This is a genomic window from Methylobacterium sp. 285MFTsu5.1 (genome assembly GCF_000383455.1).
In the GTDB taxonomy this organism is placed as follows: domain Bacteria; phylum Pseudomonadota; class Alphaproteobacteria; order Rhizobiales; family Beijerinckiaceae; genus Methylobacterium.
In genome coordinates this window covers 1-15,998 of sequence record NZ_KB911277.1, presented here as the reverse complement: position 1 = coordinate 15,998, position 15,998 = coordinate 1, and the positions used below count along the sequence as shown (strand labels likewise).

Below are 15,998 nucleotides of genomic sequence, written 5' to 3'. Positions count from 1 at the left end.
AGTGACGGCTCAGGCCGCCTGTGAGGCGGCGCCGAGTCCCCAGGCCCGCGCCAGCAGCGCGTAGGAGTCGTGGCGCGCCGCCTGGTCGGGGATCGCCGAGACGATCATCAGCTCGTCGGCCTGCGTGCGCGCGACCATGTCGGCGAGCCGGGCCCGCAGGGTCTCGGGGCCGCCCACGTGCAGGCGGTCGCGGCCGCGCTCGATCTGCACCCGCTCGCCGTCGGAATACGGGTAGTCCAGCGCCTCGGCGAGGCTCGGCAGAGGCCGGTACTCGCCGCGCTCCCGCCGCAGCGTCGCGAGCCGCGCGCTGGAGGCGAGGCGCTCGGCCTCCGCGTCCGTGGCGGCGCAGATCGCCGCCACCGCCAGGATCGCGTGGGGCTTCGCGCCGAGCCGCGTCGGCCGGAACCGGGTCCGGTAGTCCAGCATCGGCGGCTCCGCGGGCATCCCGGAGAAGTGCTGCGCGAAGCCGAAGCCGCAGCCGATCTCGCCAGCGAGGCGGGCGCTGTAGTCGGAGGAGCCGAGCAGGAAGATCGGCGGCAGCGGCACCCCCGCGGGGCTCGCCTCGATCCGCGCGAACGGGTGCCCCTCCGGAAAGCCGCCGTCCCAGAACAGCAGCTCCTGCAGGCGGTCGAGGAAGTCGTCCCCGCCCTCCCCCGGCGCTTCCCGGCGGCGCAGCGCCCGCGCGGTGAGGCCGTCGGTGCCGGGCGCGCGCCCGAGACCCAGGTCGATCCGGCCCGGGAACAGGGCCTCCAGCACCCGGAAGCGCTCGGCCACCATCAGCGGCGCGTGGTTCGGCAGCATGATGCCGCCCGAGCCGACCCGGATGTTGCGGGTCGCGGCGGCGATCTGGCCGATCATGATCTCGGGCGCCGGGCTCGCCACGTTGGGCAGGGCGTGGTGCTCGGCGAGCCAGTAGCGCCGGTAGCCGAGGTTATCGACGTGGCGGGCGAGGGCCAGCGTGTCGTGCAGCGCCCGCGCCGGGGTCGAGTCGGCGCTGACGAAGGAGAGGTCGAGGACGGAGAGCGGGGTCATGCCGGGTGAGATGGGGGTCTGGGCCGGCCGGTGCGAGGGCAGTTCGTCAGGACGGGGGCTCCTGAGCTTCTTCCGTGGTATCGCCTGGATAGACCGCCTCGAAATCGCGGCCGCCATAGAAGATATTGAGGATCCTCACGGATCCACGTTCCACGCGATAGGCGATCACAGCCGATCTCTCGAACGCCACCGTTCGCAAGCCTTCCAAGAGATCGTCACGGGGTCGGCCCGCATGCGGTGCGTGGCCGATTCGGTCGCACCGATCCTTGATCCGCTGCGTGAAGCGCTGCGCCGTCGCGACGTTCTGACTCCGCTGCAAGACCGTTCGGAAGATGCCGGCCAGATCGGCCTGCGCTTGAGGGCGAAACGCGACAGGCAGTCTACGCACGGCGGGTGTCGTGCCGCGCTTCAGCGAACATCCTGTCGAGATCCTCTTGAACCTCTTCGATGCTCAGATCCGGCCGCGGATCGTCCAGGGAACGCCGGATGCGGGCGCGGATGTCATCGAGACGCTCGGCATCCTCGCGTCGCTGGCGTTGCAGGGCGTGCACGGCCTCGTCGAGCAGCGCGTCCACCGAAGCGTACTCACCGGCCTCGACGCTCTCCCGCACGGCGCGGAGCGTGTCCGGTGCCAGGGTGATGCTGATCGTCTCGCCCATCGGCAGGGCCTCTCGTTCCGTCCCGATTCCGAGGATCATAGCAGAAACGTCGCTCCCGCGCGCCGCCGCGGCGTCTCGCGCTTGCCGGCTCAGCGTCCCGGGCCTAGGGTCCGCCGCGCCGCGGGGAAGCGGCGCCTGACCGCAAAAATCCGGAGCACCGCACGCCATGGCTCTCCTCGCCGACGTCCTCTCGCGGGTGAAGCCGTCCGCGACCATCGTGATGACCCAGAAGGCCAGGGACCTGAAGGCCTCCGGCGTCGACGTCATCAGCCTGTCGGTGGGTGAGCCCGACTTCGACACGCCCGAGCACATCAAGCAGGCCGCCATCGCGGCGATCCACCGGAACGAGACCCGCTACCCGCCGGTCTCCGGCATCGTGCCCCTGCGCGAGGCGATCGTGCGGAAGTTCAAGCGCGAGAACGGGCTCGACTACAAGGTCTCGCAGACCATCGTGGGCACCGGCGGCAAGCAGGTGCTGTACAACGCGTTCCTCGCCACGCTGAACCCCGGTGACGAGGTGGTGATCCCCCGCCCCTACTGGGTGTCCTACCCGGAGATGGTCGGGCTGTGCGGCGGCACGCCGGTCTTCGCCGACACCGACATGGCCAACGGCTTCAAGCTCCAGGCCGAGGAGCTCGACCGGGTCCTGACCCCGAAGACCAAGTGGATCGTCCTCAACTCGCCGTCGAACCCGTCGGGCGCCGCCTATTCCCGCGCCGAGATGAAGGCGCTCACCGACGTGCTGCTCCGCTACCCGGACGTGCACATCCTCACCGACGACATCTACGAGCACCTCACCTACGGCGACTTCGCGTTCGTCACGCCGGCCCAGGTCGAGCCGCAGCTGATCGAGCGGACGCTGACGATGAACGGCGTCTCGAAGGGCTACGCCATGACCGGCTGGCGCATCGGCTACGCGGCCGGGCCGGAAGCGCTCATTAAGGCGATGGACTTCGTCCAGGGCCAGCAGACCTCCGGCGCCAGCACGATCGCGCAGTGGGCGGCGGTGGCCGCCCTCGACGGGCCGCAGGACCACCTCGCCACGTTCCGGGCCGCCTTCCAGGGCCGGCGCGACCTCGTCGTGTCGATGCTCAACCAGACCAACGGGCTGACCTGCCCGACGCCGGAGGGCGCGTTCTACGTCTACCCGTCCTGCGCGGCGCTGATCGGCAAGCGGACCGAGGCCGGCAAGACCATCGAGACCGACGAGGACTTCGTCATGGAGCTGCTCCAGGCCGAGGGCGTGGCGGCGGTCCACGGCTCGGCCTTCGGCCTCGGCCCGAACCTGCGCATCTCCTACGCGACGTCGAACGCGGTGCTGGAGGAGGCCTGCCGGCGCATCCAGCGCTTCTGCGGCTCGCTGCGGTAGCGGCCCCGAGGTCCCGGAGGCGTCCCGTGCCCACGATCGCGGTGATCGCCCCGGGCGCCATGGGCAGCGCCGTCGGGGCCCGGCTCGCCGGGCACGGCGCCCGGGTACTGACCTCCCTGGACGGGCGCGGGGCGGCGAGCCGCGCCCGGGCCGCGGCCGCCGGCATGGCGCATGCCGGGGACGGCGAGCTCGCCGCCGCCGATCTCCTGCTCTCCATCGTGCCGCCCGCCGACGCGGAGGCGCTGGCCCGCCGGCTCGCGCCCGCCCTGGCGGCGGCCCCGCGCAAGCCGGTCTACATCGACGCCAACGCCGTCAGCCCGGAGACGGTCGGGCGCGTCGCCGGGATCGTCGCGGCCACCGGCGCGCCATTCCTCGACGGCGCGATCCTGGGCCTGCCGCCGAAGCCCGGCGCCAAGGGGCCGCGCGTCTACGTCTCGGGTCCCGAGACGGCCCCGGCCCTGGTCCTGCGCGACCTCGGCCTCGACCTGCGCGTCTGCCCCGGCGCGGTCGGCGCCGCCTCCAGCCTCAAGATGAGCTATGCCGGCCTCAACAAGGGCCTGACGGCGCTCGCCGCGCTCGTGATCGGCGCCGCCGAGCGCGCCGGCGCCGGGGAAGCGCTGCTGGCCGAGCTCGCCGAGAACGAGCCGTCGCTGCTGGCCCGGTTCGCCAGGGGGCTGCCCGACATGGTGCCGAAGGCCTATCGCTGGGCGCCCGAGATGGAGGAGATCGCCGGGTTCCTCGGGCCCGACGCGGCCGGGCGGCAGGTCTTCTCCGGCTACGCCGCGCTCTACCGGCGCCTCGCCGCGGAGGACGGCGCGGACGAGATCGCCGCGCTGATGCGCTTCGTCGCGCCCGCGGCGGAGCACTGATCGCCGCGGGGTCCCGGAAACGGCCCCGCCTCTGTTGCCGGCTCGGCTGTCACCCTCTACACGGGCTGTCCCCAGCGGCCGATGCGCCTGAAGGTTTCGCGAGCCCGCTCGGGCCTGCATGGCGGCGGGGTCGGCAGTGACGGGACGGTCCGGACCAGTTCTCTGGGCCGTTCCTGTGAGGCTCAGTGGGCCGAGTCGCTGCAGGAGTGTCGGGAGCGCGGGGAACAGGAACCGCGGGTCCGGCGCATGGCCCACATGATTTCCCACCCGATTCCGCCCGCGAGACGGGTCGCGGGCGCGGGTCCCTGACCCGTTCCGGGACAGGGGCGCACGGGGCCGTTGCGGCTTCGTTCACGCTCCCGCGCGATGATGCGTCCGGGCCGGGGATCCGGTTCCGCGTAACCGCGTTCTCTCGGGCCTGACGACCATGCGAGCCCTGCTCACCAGCGGCATCAAGGCGATTCTCGGCATCGCCGCGCTCTCCACCGCCGCGCACTGGACCCTCCGGGTCCAGCGCGAGTCCGCCGCCCCCGCGGTCGCGACGGCGAGCCTCGCCGAGCCCGCCGCGACCGGCTCCATCGAGCCGCGTCGGGTCGAACGGGCCGCCGCGCTGGCGCCCGCGCCGGTCGCCGCGGCGGCGCCTGTTCCCGCTGCGCCCGCGCGCGCCGCCGCGGGGCTCGACCAGTCGCACCTCGCCGCCCTGATCGCCGGCGCGACGCCGCCCAAGCCGAAGCTCGCCAAGGCCGCCACCAAGACGGCCTCCGCCGAGAAGGCCCCCGTTGCCGAGAAGGTCGCGGCGAAGCGCTGAGCCGCCGCCGTCGCGGGCGACCGTGCCGGCTGCATGGTTCCCCTGCGCGCCGGCCGGTACCCGCACGGCACCGGGCGTGGCAGGGATTTCGGCCTCTACCGAGATTGGTCAGGCATGAGCACGCAGGTCGCGACCTCCGTCCCCGACGACAGCGCCGCGCCGCGCGCCGCTCCGGAGGCCGACCTCGCCGGCCGCCGGCGGATCGTCGGCATCGCCCTGATGTGCGGGGCCGTCGCCTTCTTCGCGAGCCTCGACGCCTGCGGCAAGACCCTGGCCCGGGCCGGCGTCGATCCCCTGGTCACCACCTTCATGCGCTACGCGGCGAGCGTCGCCATGATCTCGCTGTTCATCAACCCGGTACGCACGCCGGGCGTCGTGAAGAGCCGGCGCCTGCCGCTGCAGATCGCGCGCTCCCTGCTGCTCTTCGCCTCCACGGCGCTCAACTTCCTGGCCCTGCGCTACCTGCAGCTCGCCGAGACGATCTCGATCCAGTTCGCCGCGCCGCTCACCGTGGCGCTGCTCGCCGGGCCGCTGCTCGGCGAGTGGTCGTCGCGGGCGCGGCTGGCGGCGATCGGCGTCGGCTTCCTGGGCGTGCTGGTGATCGTGCGGCCGGGCGCCGGCGGCATGCATCCGGCCGCGCTGCTCTGCGTCGCCAACGTGGTGGTCTACGCCTTCTACGCGATCATCACGCGCAAGCTCGCGGCCTACGACTCGACCGCCACGACCATGTTCTACACGGGCCTCGCGGGACTCGCGCTGATGGCCCCGCTCCTACCGTGGATCTGGACGAGCCCGGCGAGCCTGACCCACTGGGCGCTGCTGTTCGGGGTCGCGCTGTTCGGAACGCTGGGCCACTGGCTGCTGGTGATGGCCCATGCCCGGGCCCCGGCCAACGTGCTGGCGCCGTTCATCTACACGCAGCTGCTGTGGTCGGTGACGCTCGGCTTCCTGCTGTTCGGCGACGTTCCGAGCCGCTGGACCGTGGCGGGCGCCATGATCGTCGTCGGCTCCGGCCTGTACCTCCTGGCGCAGGAGACGATCCGCCGGGAGGCGCGGCCGGCCGCCTGAGGCGACCGGCCGGACCCTGTTACGGGACCCTGTCAGCGGCCGAGGCGCTCCTGGCGCTCCATCCGCTCCTCGCGGCGGTTCTCGCGCGCCCGGCGGGCCGGGTCCGGATCGGTGCCGAGCACGCCGCCGACGGTGCCGGTCGCCGCGCCGACCGCGCCGCCGACGACCCCGCCCACGGGGCCGGCCGCGGCCGTGCCGTCCTCGACGCCGCGCTGGGCGCCGCGCGCCGTGCCCTGGGCCTCCGCGGCGCCCGCGTAGGCCAGCGGCGCGAGGGCGAGGGTCGCGATCAGAAGCTTCTTCATGGGGCTACTCCCGGATGTCTGTCCGAATCGGCTCCGCGCCCCCGCGGCGGGCGGAGGGTGTGTCGGTCAACGGTTCAGACGCCGATTGGTCCCATCCGCGGTCACGGGCGCGTGATCCGCGCTGCCGCTGGCCTCCGGCCGGGGCGGCTGGTAGAGAACCCGTCATGCACGCTTCGCGCGCCCTGCGCGGCCCCGGCCGCCCGATCCGAATTACCGGCCCGGCCTCCGCCTGAGGGCCCGCTCCAGCGCGGCCGCGCGGAGGTCCGGGATCCTCCTGCCGCCCGACCCGATTCCGCCGGCCCGACGCTGCCGGCCCGACCGCCGATGCGAGATCCGATGACCGCCCCCGAGACCGCGCCCGCCCGCGACTATTCCAAGACCCTGTTCCTGCCGCAGACCGAGTTCCCGATGCGCGCTGGCCTGCCGGTGCGCGAGCCGCTGTTCATCGAGCGCTGGAAGCGGATGGACCTCTACGGCAAGCTGCGCGCCCGCGGCCAGGGCCGGCCGAAATTCGTGCTCCACGACGGGCCGCCCTACGCCAACGGCAACATCCACATCGGCACGGCGCTCAACAAGATCCTCAAGGACGTGGTGGTCCGCTCGCAGACCGCGCTCGGCTTCGACGCCAACTACGTCCCGGGCTGGGACTGCCACGGCCTGCCGATCGAGTGGAAGATCGAGGAGCAGTACCGCGCCAAGGGCCGCAACAAGGACGACGTGCCGGTGATCGAGTTCCGGCAGGAATGCCGGACCTTCGCGGCCCAGTGGCTCGACGTGCAGCGCGAGGAGTTCAAGCGGCTCGGCGTCACCGGCGACTGGGACCATCCCTACGCCACCATGGCGTTCCCCGCCGAGGCCGTGATCGCCGACGAGCTGATGAAGTTCTCGATGAGCGGCCAGCTCTATCGCGGCTCCAAGCCGGTGATGTGGTCGGTGGTCGAGAAGACCGCGCTGGCCGAAGCCGAGGTCGAGTACGAGGAGCACGTCAGCGACACGATTTTTTGCGCGTTTCCGATCCGGTCCGGCGCCGAGGGCGATCTCGCGCAGGCGCGGGTGGTGATCTGGACGACCACTCCGTGGACGATCCCGGGCAACCGCGCCGTCGCGTTCTCCAAAAAAATTGCCTACGGCCTGTACCGGGTCACGGAGGCGCCGGCCGACAACTGGGCGGTGCCCGGCCAGACCTACCTGCTCGCCGACAGCCTCGCCGCCACGGTGTTCAAAGCCGCCCGGGTCGAGGCGTTCGCGCGCGTCGCCGACGTGAGCCCGTCGACGCTCGCCGGCCTGACCCTGGACCACCCGCTGGCGAAGCTCGGCTACGGCTTCGCCGTGCCGATGCTCGACGGCGACCACGTCACCGACGAGTCCGGCACGGGCTTCGTCCACACGGCGCCGAGCCACGGCCGCGAGGATTTCGAGCTCTGGATGGCGAGCGGCCGGCTGCTGCGCGAGCGCGGCATCGACGCGACCATCCCCTACACGGTCGACGCCGACAGCGTGCTCACGGAGGCCGCTCCGGGCTTTACCGGCACCCGCGTGCTCACCGCCAAGGGCGAGAAGGGCGACGCCAACAAGGCGGTCATCGCCGCGCTGACGGAGGCCGGGGCGCTGATCGCCCGCGGGGTGCTGCGCCACCAGTACCCGCATTCCTGGCGGTCCAAGAAGCCGGTGATCTTCCGCAACACGCCGCAATGGTTCATCGCCATGGACCGGCCGGTGGATTCGCTGGGCAACCGGACGCTGCGCGAGGTAGCGCTCCAGGGCATCGACGACACCCAGTGGGTGCCGACGCAAGGCAAGAACCGCATCACCGGCATGGTCGCCAACCGGCCGGACTGGGTGGTCTCGCGCCAGCGCGCCTGGGGCGTTCCGATCACCGTCTTCGTCCACCGCGACACCGCCGAGATCCTGAAGGACGACGCCGTCAACGCCCGCATCCGCGACGCCTTCGCGGCCGAGGGCGCCGACGCGTGGTTCCGGGACGACGCCGCGCAGCGCTTCCTGGCGCCCGACCACGACCCGGCCGCCTACGAGAAGGTCACCGACGTCCTCGACGTCTGGTTCGATTCGGGCTCGACCCACGCCTTCGTGCTCGACGATCCGGAGGCCTTCCCGGGGCTTTCTGGGGTGAAGCGCGTCCGCGACGGCGGGCAGGACCGGGTCATGTACCTGGAGGGCTCCGACCAGCACCGCGGCTGGTTCCAGTCCTCGCTGCTCGAATCCGCCGGCACCCGCGGCCGGGCGCCCTACGACATCGTCCTGACCCACGGCTTCGTGCTCGACGGCAAGGGCCTGAAGATGTCGAAGTCGAAGGGCAACGTCGTCGCACCGCAGAGCGTCATCAAGGATTCGGGCGCCGACATCCTGCGCCTGTGGGTCGCCGCCTCCGACTACACAGATGACCTGCGCATCGGCCCGGAGATCATCAAGACTTTCGCGGAGACCTACCGGAAGCTCAGGAATTCCCTGCGCTGGATGCTGGGCTCGCTGGCCCACCGAGTCCAGGGCGACGACGTGGCCTACGCCGACATGCCGGAGCTGGAGCGGCTGATCCTGCACCGGCTCGCCGAGCTCGACGGCGAGATCCGCGAGGCCTACGCGGCGTTCGACACCAAGCGGGTGGTGGCGCTGCTCAACGGCTTCATGACCGGCGACCTGTCGTCCTTCTACTTCGACGTGCGCAAGGACGCCCTGTACTGCGATCCCGTGTCCTCGGTCCGCCGGCGGTCGGCGCTGCAGGTGATCGACGAGGCCTTCCGCCGGGTGACGATCTGGCTCGCCCCGGTGCTCGCCTTCACCGCCGAGGAGGCGTGGCTCGACCGCTACCCGTCCGAGGACGGCTCGGTGCATCTCCAGACCCTGCCGGAGACCCCGGCTGACTGGCTCGACGCCCCCCTCGCGGAGCGCTGGCAAAAAATCCGGCGGGTGCGGCGGGTGGTCACCGGCGCCCTGGAGATCGAGCGCGCGGCCAAGCGCATCGGCGCGAGCCTGGAGGCGGCGCCGACGGTCTACGTGGCGGATCCGGAGCTTCTCGCGGCGCTCGAGGGCTGCGACTTCGCCGATACCTGCATCACCTCGGACATCGCCGTTGTGGCGGGCGAGGGCCCGGCCGAGGCCTTCCGCCTCGACGAGGTACGCGGCGTGGCGGTGGTGCCGAGCCCGGCCGCGGGTCGCAAATGTGCCCGCTCCTGGCGGGTCAGCCCGGAGGTGGGCAGCGACCCGGACTACCCGGACGTGACGCCCCGCGACGCCCAGGCCCTGCGCGAGTGGGACGCGGCGCATCCGGAGGCGAGCGCGGCGTGAGGGCGTTCCGCGTCGTCGGCGGCGCCACTCCCTCTCCCCGCCCGCGGGGAGAGGGGGACGCCGGCCCGGGCCGAGTGCGCCGCCCGTGACGCCGTTCCGCGCCGGCCTCCTGGCCCTCGTTCTCACCCTGGTCCTCGATCAGGCCAGCAAGCTCGGCCTCTATTTCGGCACCGACCTCGTGCTGACGCAGCCCTGGCGGCTGGCGCCCTTCGCCGACTTCGTCGTGGTCTGGAACCGGGGCGTCTCCTACGGGCTGTTCCAGCAGGAGGGCGGGATCGGCCGCTGGCTCCTCGTGGCCCTGTCGCTGGCCGCCGCCCTCGGCCTCGGGATCTGGATGCGCCGGGCCACGTCGCGGCTCCTCGGGATCGCCCTCGGGCTGATCGTCGGGGGGGCGCTCGGCAACGCCATCGACCGGGCCGCCTACGGCGCCGTCTTCGACTTCGTCCACCTGCATGCCGGCGGCTGGTCCTGGTACGTGTTCAACGTCGCCGACGCGGCGATCGTGGCCGGCGTGATCGGCCTGATCCTCGACAGCCTGTCCCCGGACGGCCGCAGGGGCCGGGCGTCCCCCCCGCAGGGCGACCCGGCGCCGCGCCTGTGATCCCTGCAACACACAGGTCCTCCCGCGTCCCCCTCCTGGCGCGACGCAGTCAAGGCGCCATACGATCGCCGGAAACCGGTCTCAGGCCGGGACCTGTCGGATCGGGCCGCGCCGCGGCCTTCCCAGAGCCGGACGCTCCGTCCGGAACCCGTGAGGCAGCATGACCGGGCATCGCAGGCTTCGTCCCCTCCTCTCCGCCGCGGTGGCCCTGGCTCCGCTCTGCGTCGTCGGTGCCGCGCACGCGCAGGAGCGCGGCGAGTTCATGCGCGACGCCCTGTCGGGCATCGGCCTCCTGGAGAAGCGCCAGGATCCGATCGACTATCACGAGCGGCCGCCACTGGTGATGCCGCCCAAGATCGACGGCAAGGCCCTGCCGCAGCCGCGGGCGCGCTCCACCAGCACCGCCTGGCCGAAGGATCCCGAGATCGTGGAGCGCGAGCGCGCCGCCGTGGAGCGGCGCAATCCCAAGGGCTCCCAGGCCCAGGGCCGCTACGACGACAACAACGCGACGCTCTCCGTGGAGGAGATGCGCGGCGGCCGCCGTGCCGGCGCGGGCCTGACGACCACCGCCGAGCGCAAGCCCGGCGACAACAACCGCGACGACAGCCTGCTCAGCCCCTTCGAGCTGCTCAAGGGCAAGAGCGCCAACGCCGAGCCCTCCGACATCGAGCCGAGCCGCGACACGCTCACGGACCCGCCGACCGGGTACCGGCAGTCGCCCAAGCAGCTGGCCCGGCCGCCGTCGAGCGACCCGATCAACAACGCCAGCCGCGAGCGCGAGGAGTCGGATCCCCGCGCGTATCTCCGTCAGCGCGCGCAGCAGTGACGGGGGCGCCGTGTCGCCGTTGCAACGGCGCCGCGGCGTGGCAACATGAGATGATCGTCCCGGTGCGGTTCTTGCGCCCCGGTGACCAGGACGGCCCCGATCCGCGCGCGCATCCCGACGCGGGACGCTTCGATCCGGGGCCGGCAGAAGGAAAGCGGAATGCACCTGTTCAGGAAGGCGACGCCCACCCTCTTCCCGCTGCGTCCGGGCTCGCCCTACGGCGGCAGCGCCGGCCGGGGCGAGGCCGCGCCGTTCGGGCGTTCCGAGGCGGGCGGACCGGAAGTGACGGCCTTCACCCTCGACAACGGCCTCGACGTGGTGGTCGTCCCCGACCACCGGGCCCCCGTCGCCACCCACATGATCTGGTACCGCAACGGTTCGGCCGATGATCCGCTCGGCCAGTCGGGCATCGCCCACTTCCTCGAGCACCTGATGTTCAAGGGCACCGAGAAGCACCCGGTCGGGGCCTTCTCCAAGGCGGTGTCGGGCCTGGGCGGCCAGGAGAACGCCTTCACCAGCTACGACTACACCGCCTACTTCCAGCGGGTCGCCCGGGATCACCTCGGCACCATGATGGAATTCGAGGCGGACCGCATGAGCGGCCTCGTCCTCGACGACGCCGTCGTCGCCCCCGAGCGCGACGTCGTGCTGGAGGAGCGGCGCATGCGGGTCGAGACCGACCCCTCCGCCCAGCTCTCCGAGGCGATGGCGGCCGGCCTGTTCGTGCACCATCCCTACGGCATCCCGATCATCGGCTGGATGCACGAGATCGAGGGCCTGAACCGCGAGCACGCGCTGGCCTACTACAAGCGCTTCTACACCCCCGAGAACGCCATCCTGGTGGTGGCCGGCGACGTCACGCCCGACGAGGTCCGGCGCCTCGCCGAGACCACCTACGGCCGCGTGACGCCCCAGGGCGCCCGGCCCGAGCGCCTGCGGGCGCGGGAGCCGGAGCCGAAGGCCCTGCGCCGCGTCGCCGTCGCCGACCCGAAGGTCGAGCAGCCGACCCTGCAGCGCCTCTACCTGACCCCCTCCTGCATCACCGCCCGGGACGGCGGCTGCCACGACCTCGAGCTGCTGGCCGAGGTGCTGGGCGGCGGCTCGACCTCCTACCTCTACCGCAAGCTGGTCATGGAGACCGGCCTCGCGGTGAATGCCGGCGCCTGGTACATGGGCTCGGCGATCGACGACACCCGCTTCTCCGTCTACGCGGTGCCCGCCGAGGGCGTGCCCCTGGAGAAGCTGGAGGAGGCCGTCGACAGGGTGCTGCGCCGCGCCCCCGCGGAGGCCCTGGACGCCGAGGCGATCGAGCGCGCCAAGACCCGCCTCGTGGCCGAGACCGTCTACTCCTCTGACAGCCAGTCGTCGCTGGCACGCATCTACGGCTCGGCGCTGGCGATCGGCGAGACCATCGAGGAGGTCCGCCGCTGGCCGACCGACATCGAGGGGGTGACGCAGGCGCGTCTCAAGGGCGCCGCCGAGCGCTGGCTGACGCCGGCCCGCTCGGTCACCGGCTACCTGACCAAGGCGCAGGATCCCGACGCCCCGGTCGCGATGGCCGCCGAGTAACCCCGGGTGCGTCCCGCCGGGCCCGTGACGGGTCCGGGCGGGGCGCTCTGCCGAACGGGAGCCCTGGCCCGCTCCGCCGTCGCCCGAGATAGAGACACGAGGTTCCCATGAGCTTGGCCGAGACTCTGGTCGAGACCACCGCCCAAACCGTCAGCTCGCCCACCACGGCGCTGCCGGTGACGACCGCCGCCGGCATCGAGGCGTGGCACGTCGAGTCGCCGGTGGTGCCGATGATCGCCCTGGCCTTCACCTTCGAGGGCGGCGCCGCCCAGGACCCGGCCGGCAAGGCCGGCTGCGCGCAGATGCTGGCGCGGCTCCTCGACGAGGGCGCCGGCGACCTGACCTCCGACCTGTTCCAGGAGCGGCTCGCCGCCCGGGCAATCGAGCTGTCGTTCCACGCGGGGGCCGACGCGGTCGGCGGCTCGCTGAAGATGCTGGTCAAGCACGCCGACGAGGGCATCGCGCTCCTCGCCCTGGCGCTGGCCAAGCCCCGCCTCGACCCCGACGCGATCGAGCGCGTCCGCGCCCAGATCATCGCCGGCCTGCGCTACCAGCAGAACGATCCGGGCGTGCTGGCCTCCCGCCGCTTCTTCAAGGAGGCGTTCGCCGGCCATCCCTACGCCCGCCCGTCCTCCGGCACCGTGGAGAGCGTGACGGCGATCACCCGGGACGACCTGCTGGCGATGCACGCCCGCATCATCGGCCGCGGCCGGGTGAAGGTGGCGGCGGTCGGCGCCATCGGCGCCGAGCAGCTCGCCGAGGGCCTGAACCGCGCCTTCGGAACCCTGCCGGAGGCCGGGGCGCTGAAGGCGGTGCCGCGCACCGAAGTGCACGATCTCGGCAAGCGCATCGTCGTCGACCTCGACGTGCCCCAGTCGGTGATCCGGTTCGGCATGGCCGGCGTGCCGTGGCGCGACCCGGACTTCATCCCGGCCTACGTGCTGAACCACATCCTCGGCGGCGGCGCCTTCACGTCCCGCCTGTTCCAGGAGGTGCGCGAGAAGCGCGGGCTGGCCTACTCGGTGGGGACCTCGCTGGTCAGCCACCGGTCGGCCGCGATGACCTGGGGCTACACCGCCACCAAGAACGAGCGCGTCGGCGAGGCCCTGTCGGTGATCGGCGACGAGATCGGCCGGCTGATCACGGACGGCCCGGACGACGACGAGCTGCAGAAGGCCAAGGATTACCTGACCGGCTCCTACGCCCTCGGCTTCGACACCTCGACCAAGATCGCCCACCAGCTGGTGCAGATCGCCTTCGAGGAGCTGGGCATGGACTACATCGCCCGGCGCAACGCGATGGTCTCGGCCGTGACCCAGGCGGATATCCGCCGGGCCGCCGCCCGCACCTTCGCGGACGGCAAGATGCTGGTGGTCGCCGCCGGCCGGCCCGTGGGGCTCTGAGAAGCGGGTCTCGGGACCGCGGTTCGGCGAAATCCGCCGCGCCCGGGTACCGATCGCCGCGTAGCGGCCGCGCCGCCGGTCCGGGGCGCGGCGCCTCTCGGGCGGCGATCGCTGCGGGCCGACCGCGGCGCGGCCCCGGAGGAACGGGTGCCGGCCGCCCGATCCGCGAGCCGCTCGCGAAGCCGCCGCCGCCCCCCACCTGAGGCGCGACGCGGCGAACCCCAGGACCGACATGCAGCTCACCGGCATCCACCACCTCACCGCGGTGACCGCCCGCGCGGCGGAGAACGTCGCCTTCTACACGGGCACGCTCGGCCTGCGGCTCGTGAAGAAGACGGTGAACCAGGACGATGTCTCGGCCTACCACCTGTTCTACGCCGACGGGCTGGCGAGCCCCGGCACCGACATCACCTTCTTCGACTGGCCGGCGCCCCGGGAGCGGCGGGGCTCCGGCAGCATCACCCGCACGCACCTGCGCGTCCCGGGCGAGGGCGCGGTCGCGTGGTGGCACGCGCGCCTGCGCGAGGCCGGGATCGTCGAGGCCGAGCCCGCCGCGCGCGACGGGCGCCTCACCCTCGATTTCGAGGATCCGGAGGGCCAGCGCCTCGCCCTGGTGGACGATGGCGGGACCGGGCCGGAGCATCCCTGGGACGGCTCGCCCGTGCCGGCCGCCTACCAGATCCGCGGCCTCGGCCCGATCCGGCTGTCGGTGCCGGACCCGGCCCGCACCGCCGCCGTGCTGACCGAGGTGCTCGGCCTGCGCCGGGACCGCGCCTTCGAGACGGGCGACGGCCCGGTGGAGGTCTACGCGATGGGACCCGGCGGCCCGGCCGCCGAGCTCCAGCTCCTGGCCGACCGGTCCGCGCCGGCCCGCCAGGGCGCGGGCGCGGTCCACCACGTCGCCTTCCGCATCCCGGACGGGGATTACGAGGCCTGGGCCGACAGGCTCCGGGCGGCGCGGGTGCCGAGCAGCGGGCCGGTGGACCGCTACTATTTCCGCAGCCTCTATTTCCGCGAGCCCAACGGCATCCTGTTCGAGATCGCCACCGACGGGCCGGGTTTCACCGCGGACGAGCCCCTGGAGACCCTGGGCGAGCGCCTGGCCCTGCCGCCGTTTCTGGAGCCGCGCCGGGCCGAGATCGAGGCCGGGCTCGCGCCGCTCCGGCCCGCCGCCCCCCTCTGAGGGCGGCGCGCGGGGCCCGCTCTGCGGCAACCCTCCCATGTCCGGAACGGCGCTGCGGAGCGTCCGCGAAGACGCTAAATCTTCGAACGATTCCAGGCCGTTCACTTCTTTCGCCAGTGTGATCCCGGCACGCCTTGACGGACGTGCTGCAACTGCGAAAGAAGCGGCGCGCGTGTGTTTGCAACCGGATCCGGGCGGGTTCCCTGCCGAGGATCCACCCCCGCCCGAGCGGGGCGGCGGGGATCCCCCGCACCACGGGCCCCGAATCGTCGGGGCCGTGTGCCGAGCGTCAGAGGATTCGAGGACTGATCCGTCGATGAGCAAGTTCTACGAGGAGCGCGTTCTGTCGGTCCACCACTGGACCGACAACCTGTTCTCGTTCCGCACGACGCGGGATCCGGCGTTCCGGTTCCGCAACGGCGAGTTCACCATGATCGGCCTGGAGGTCGAGGGCCGGCCGCTGCTGCGCGCCTACTCGGTGGTCTCGGCCAACTACGAGGAGGAGCTGGAGTTCTTCTCGATCAAGGTCCAGGACGGCCCGCTGACCTCGAAGCTGCAGCACCTGAAGGTCGGCGACCCGATCATCGTCGGCAAGAAGCCGACCGGCACGCTGGTGCTCGACAACCTGCTGCCGGGCCGCAACCTGTACCTGCTGGGCACCGGCACCGGGCTGGCGCCGTTCCTGTCGATCATCAAGGATCCCGAGGCCTACGACCGGTTCGAGAAGGTCGTGCTGGTCCACGGCTGCCGGCAGGTGCAGGAACTCGCCTACGGCGAGACCATCACCGAGACGCTGCCGCGCCACGAGTTCCTGGGCGAGATGATCTCGAACCAGCTGGTCTACTACCCGACCGTGACCCGCGAGCCGTTCCGCAACCGCGGCCGGATCACCGACCTGATGGTCTCGGGCAAGCTGTTCGAGGATATCGGCCTGCCGCCGATGGCGATCGAGAACGACCGCTTCATGCTCTGCGGCAGCCCCGACATGATCCGCGACACCCGCGAG

The 15,998-nt window shown here is 72.5% G+C and carries 15 protein-coding genes; 11 read left to right on the top strand and 4 right to left on the bottom strand.

What is annotated here, in order from left to right:
* Nucleotides 1-9 precede the first annotated feature (9 nt).
* The 3 genes from H288_RS0113875 to H288_RS0113865 are packed head-to-tail and all read right to left on the bottom strand — an operon-like array spanning nucleotide 10 to nucleotide 1,691.
* Nucleotides 10-1,032: an LLM class flavin-dependent oxidoreductase gene (locus H288_RS0113875; protein ID WP_020093183.1), complete on the bottom strand. Its 1,023-nt coding sequence runs from the start codon at nucleotides 1,030-1,032 to the stop codon at nucleotides 10-12.
* A 46-nt stretch (nucleotides 1,033-1,078) separates the two neighbouring features.
* Entirely contained in the window at nucleotides 1,079-1,420 is a 342-nt protein-coding gene (locus H288_RS33975) for a type II toxin-antitoxin system RelE/ParE family toxin (protein ID WP_026604932.1), read from the bottom strand.
* On the bottom strand, nucleotides 1,413-1,691 hold the full coding sequence (locus tag H288_RS0113865; protein WP_326491885.1) for a type II toxin-antitoxin system ParD family antitoxin: 279 nt from the start codon (nucleotides 1,689-1,691) through the stop codon (nucleotides 1,413-1,415). Before H288_RS0113865 ends, H288_RS33975 begins: the two co-directional genes overlap by 8 nt.
* A gap of 166 nt (nucleotides 1,692-1,857) precedes the next feature.
* Here H288_RS0113865 and H288_RS0113860 point away from each other — a divergent pair, with 166 nt between their 5' ends.
* From H288_RS0113860 to H288_RS0113845, 4 genes are all read left to right on the top strand, one after another.
* Nucleotides 1,858-3,060, top strand: a complete 1,203-nt coding sequence (locus tag H288_RS0113860; protein WP_020093181.1) for a pyridoxal phosphate-dependent aminotransferase — start codon at nucleotides 1,858-1,860, stop codon at nucleotides 3,058-3,060.
* 26 nt (nucleotides 3,061-3,086) lie between these two features.
* The gene (locus H288_RS0113855) at nucleotides 3,087-3,929 is read left to right on the top strand and encodes an NAD(P)-dependent oxidoreductase (RefSeq protein WP_020093180.1); all 843 of its coding nucleotides are present in this window, start codon (nucleotides 3,087-3,089) and stop codon (nucleotides 3,927-3,929) included.
* Between the two features lie 427 nt (nucleotides 3,930-4,356).
* A complete protein-coding gene (locus H288_RS0113850) occupies nucleotides 4,357-4,737 on the top strand; it encodes a hypothetical protein (RefSeq protein ID WP_020093179.1) in 381 nt (126 codons plus the stop codon).
* A 114-nt stretch (nucleotides 4,738-4,851) separates the two neighbouring features.
* The gene (locus tag H288_RS0113845) at nucleotides 4,852-5,805 is read left to right on the top strand and encodes a DMT family transporter (RefSeq protein ID WP_020093178.1); all 954 of its coding nucleotides are present in this window, start codon (nucleotides 4,852-4,854) and stop codon (nucleotides 5,803-5,805) included.
* 32 nt (nucleotides 5,806-5,837) lie between these two features.
* Here H288_RS0113845 and H288_RS0113840 read toward each other — a convergent pair whose 3' ends face one another.
* Nucleotides 5,838-6,107 carry a hypothetical protein gene (locus H288_RS0113840; protein WP_012318778.1) on the bottom strand — a complete coding sequence of 90 codons (270 nt, stop codon included), beginning with the start codon at nucleotides 6,105-6,107 and terminating at the stop codon, nucleotides 5,838-5,840.
* Between the two features lie 336 nt (nucleotides 6,108-6,443).
* On the opposite strand from H288_RS0113840, the gene ileS reads away from it, so the two are divergent.
* The 7 genes from ileS to H288_RS0113805 form a co-directional block, all read left to right on the top strand.
* Nucleotides 6,444-9,410 carry an isoleucine--tRNA ligase gene (ileS, locus tag H288_RS0113835; protein ID WP_020093177.1) on the top strand — a complete coding sequence of 989 codons (2,967 nt, stop codon included), beginning with the start codon at nucleotides 6,444-6,446 and terminating at the stop codon, nucleotides 9,408-9,410.
* A gap of 85 nt (nucleotides 9,411-9,495) precedes the next feature.
* The gene (gene lspA / locus H288_RS0113830) at nucleotides 9,496-10,011 is read left to right on the top strand and encodes a signal peptidase II (RefSeq protein WP_020093176.1); all 516 of its coding nucleotides are present in this window, start codon (nucleotides 9,496-9,498) and stop codon (nucleotides 10,009-10,011) included.
* 160 nt (nucleotides 10,012-10,171) lie between these two features.
* Nucleotides 10,172-10,837 carry a hypothetical protein gene (locus H288_RS0113825; RefSeq protein WP_020093175.1) on the top strand — a complete coding sequence of 222 codons (666 nt, stop codon included), beginning with the start codon at nucleotides 10,172-10,174 and terminating at the stop codon, nucleotides 10,835-10,837.
* A gap of 159 nt (nucleotides 10,838-10,996) precedes the next feature.
* Nucleotides 10,997-12,406: a pitrilysin family protein gene (locus H288_RS0113820; RefSeq protein WP_020093174.1), complete on the top strand. Its 1,410-nt coding sequence runs from the start codon at nucleotides 10,997-10,999 to the stop codon at nucleotides 12,404-12,406.
* Nucleotides 12,407-12,513: 107 nt separating this feature from the next.
* Entirely contained in the window at nucleotides 12,514-13,809 is a 1,296-nt protein-coding gene (locus H288_RS0113815; protein ID WP_020093173.1) for a pitrilysin family protein, read from the top strand.
* A 232-nt stretch (nucleotides 13,810-14,041) separates the two neighbouring features.
* Entirely contained in the window at nucleotides 14,042-14,992 is a 951-nt protein-coding gene (locus tag H288_RS0113810; RefSeq protein WP_020093172.1) for a ring-cleaving dioxygenase, read from the top strand.
* A 316-nt stretch (nucleotides 14,993-15,308) separates the two neighbouring features.
* A partial coding sequence (locus H288_RS0113805) for a ferredoxin--NADP reductase (protein ID WP_020093171.1) occupies nucleotides 15,309-15,998 on the top strand: 690 nt, incomplete at its 3' end.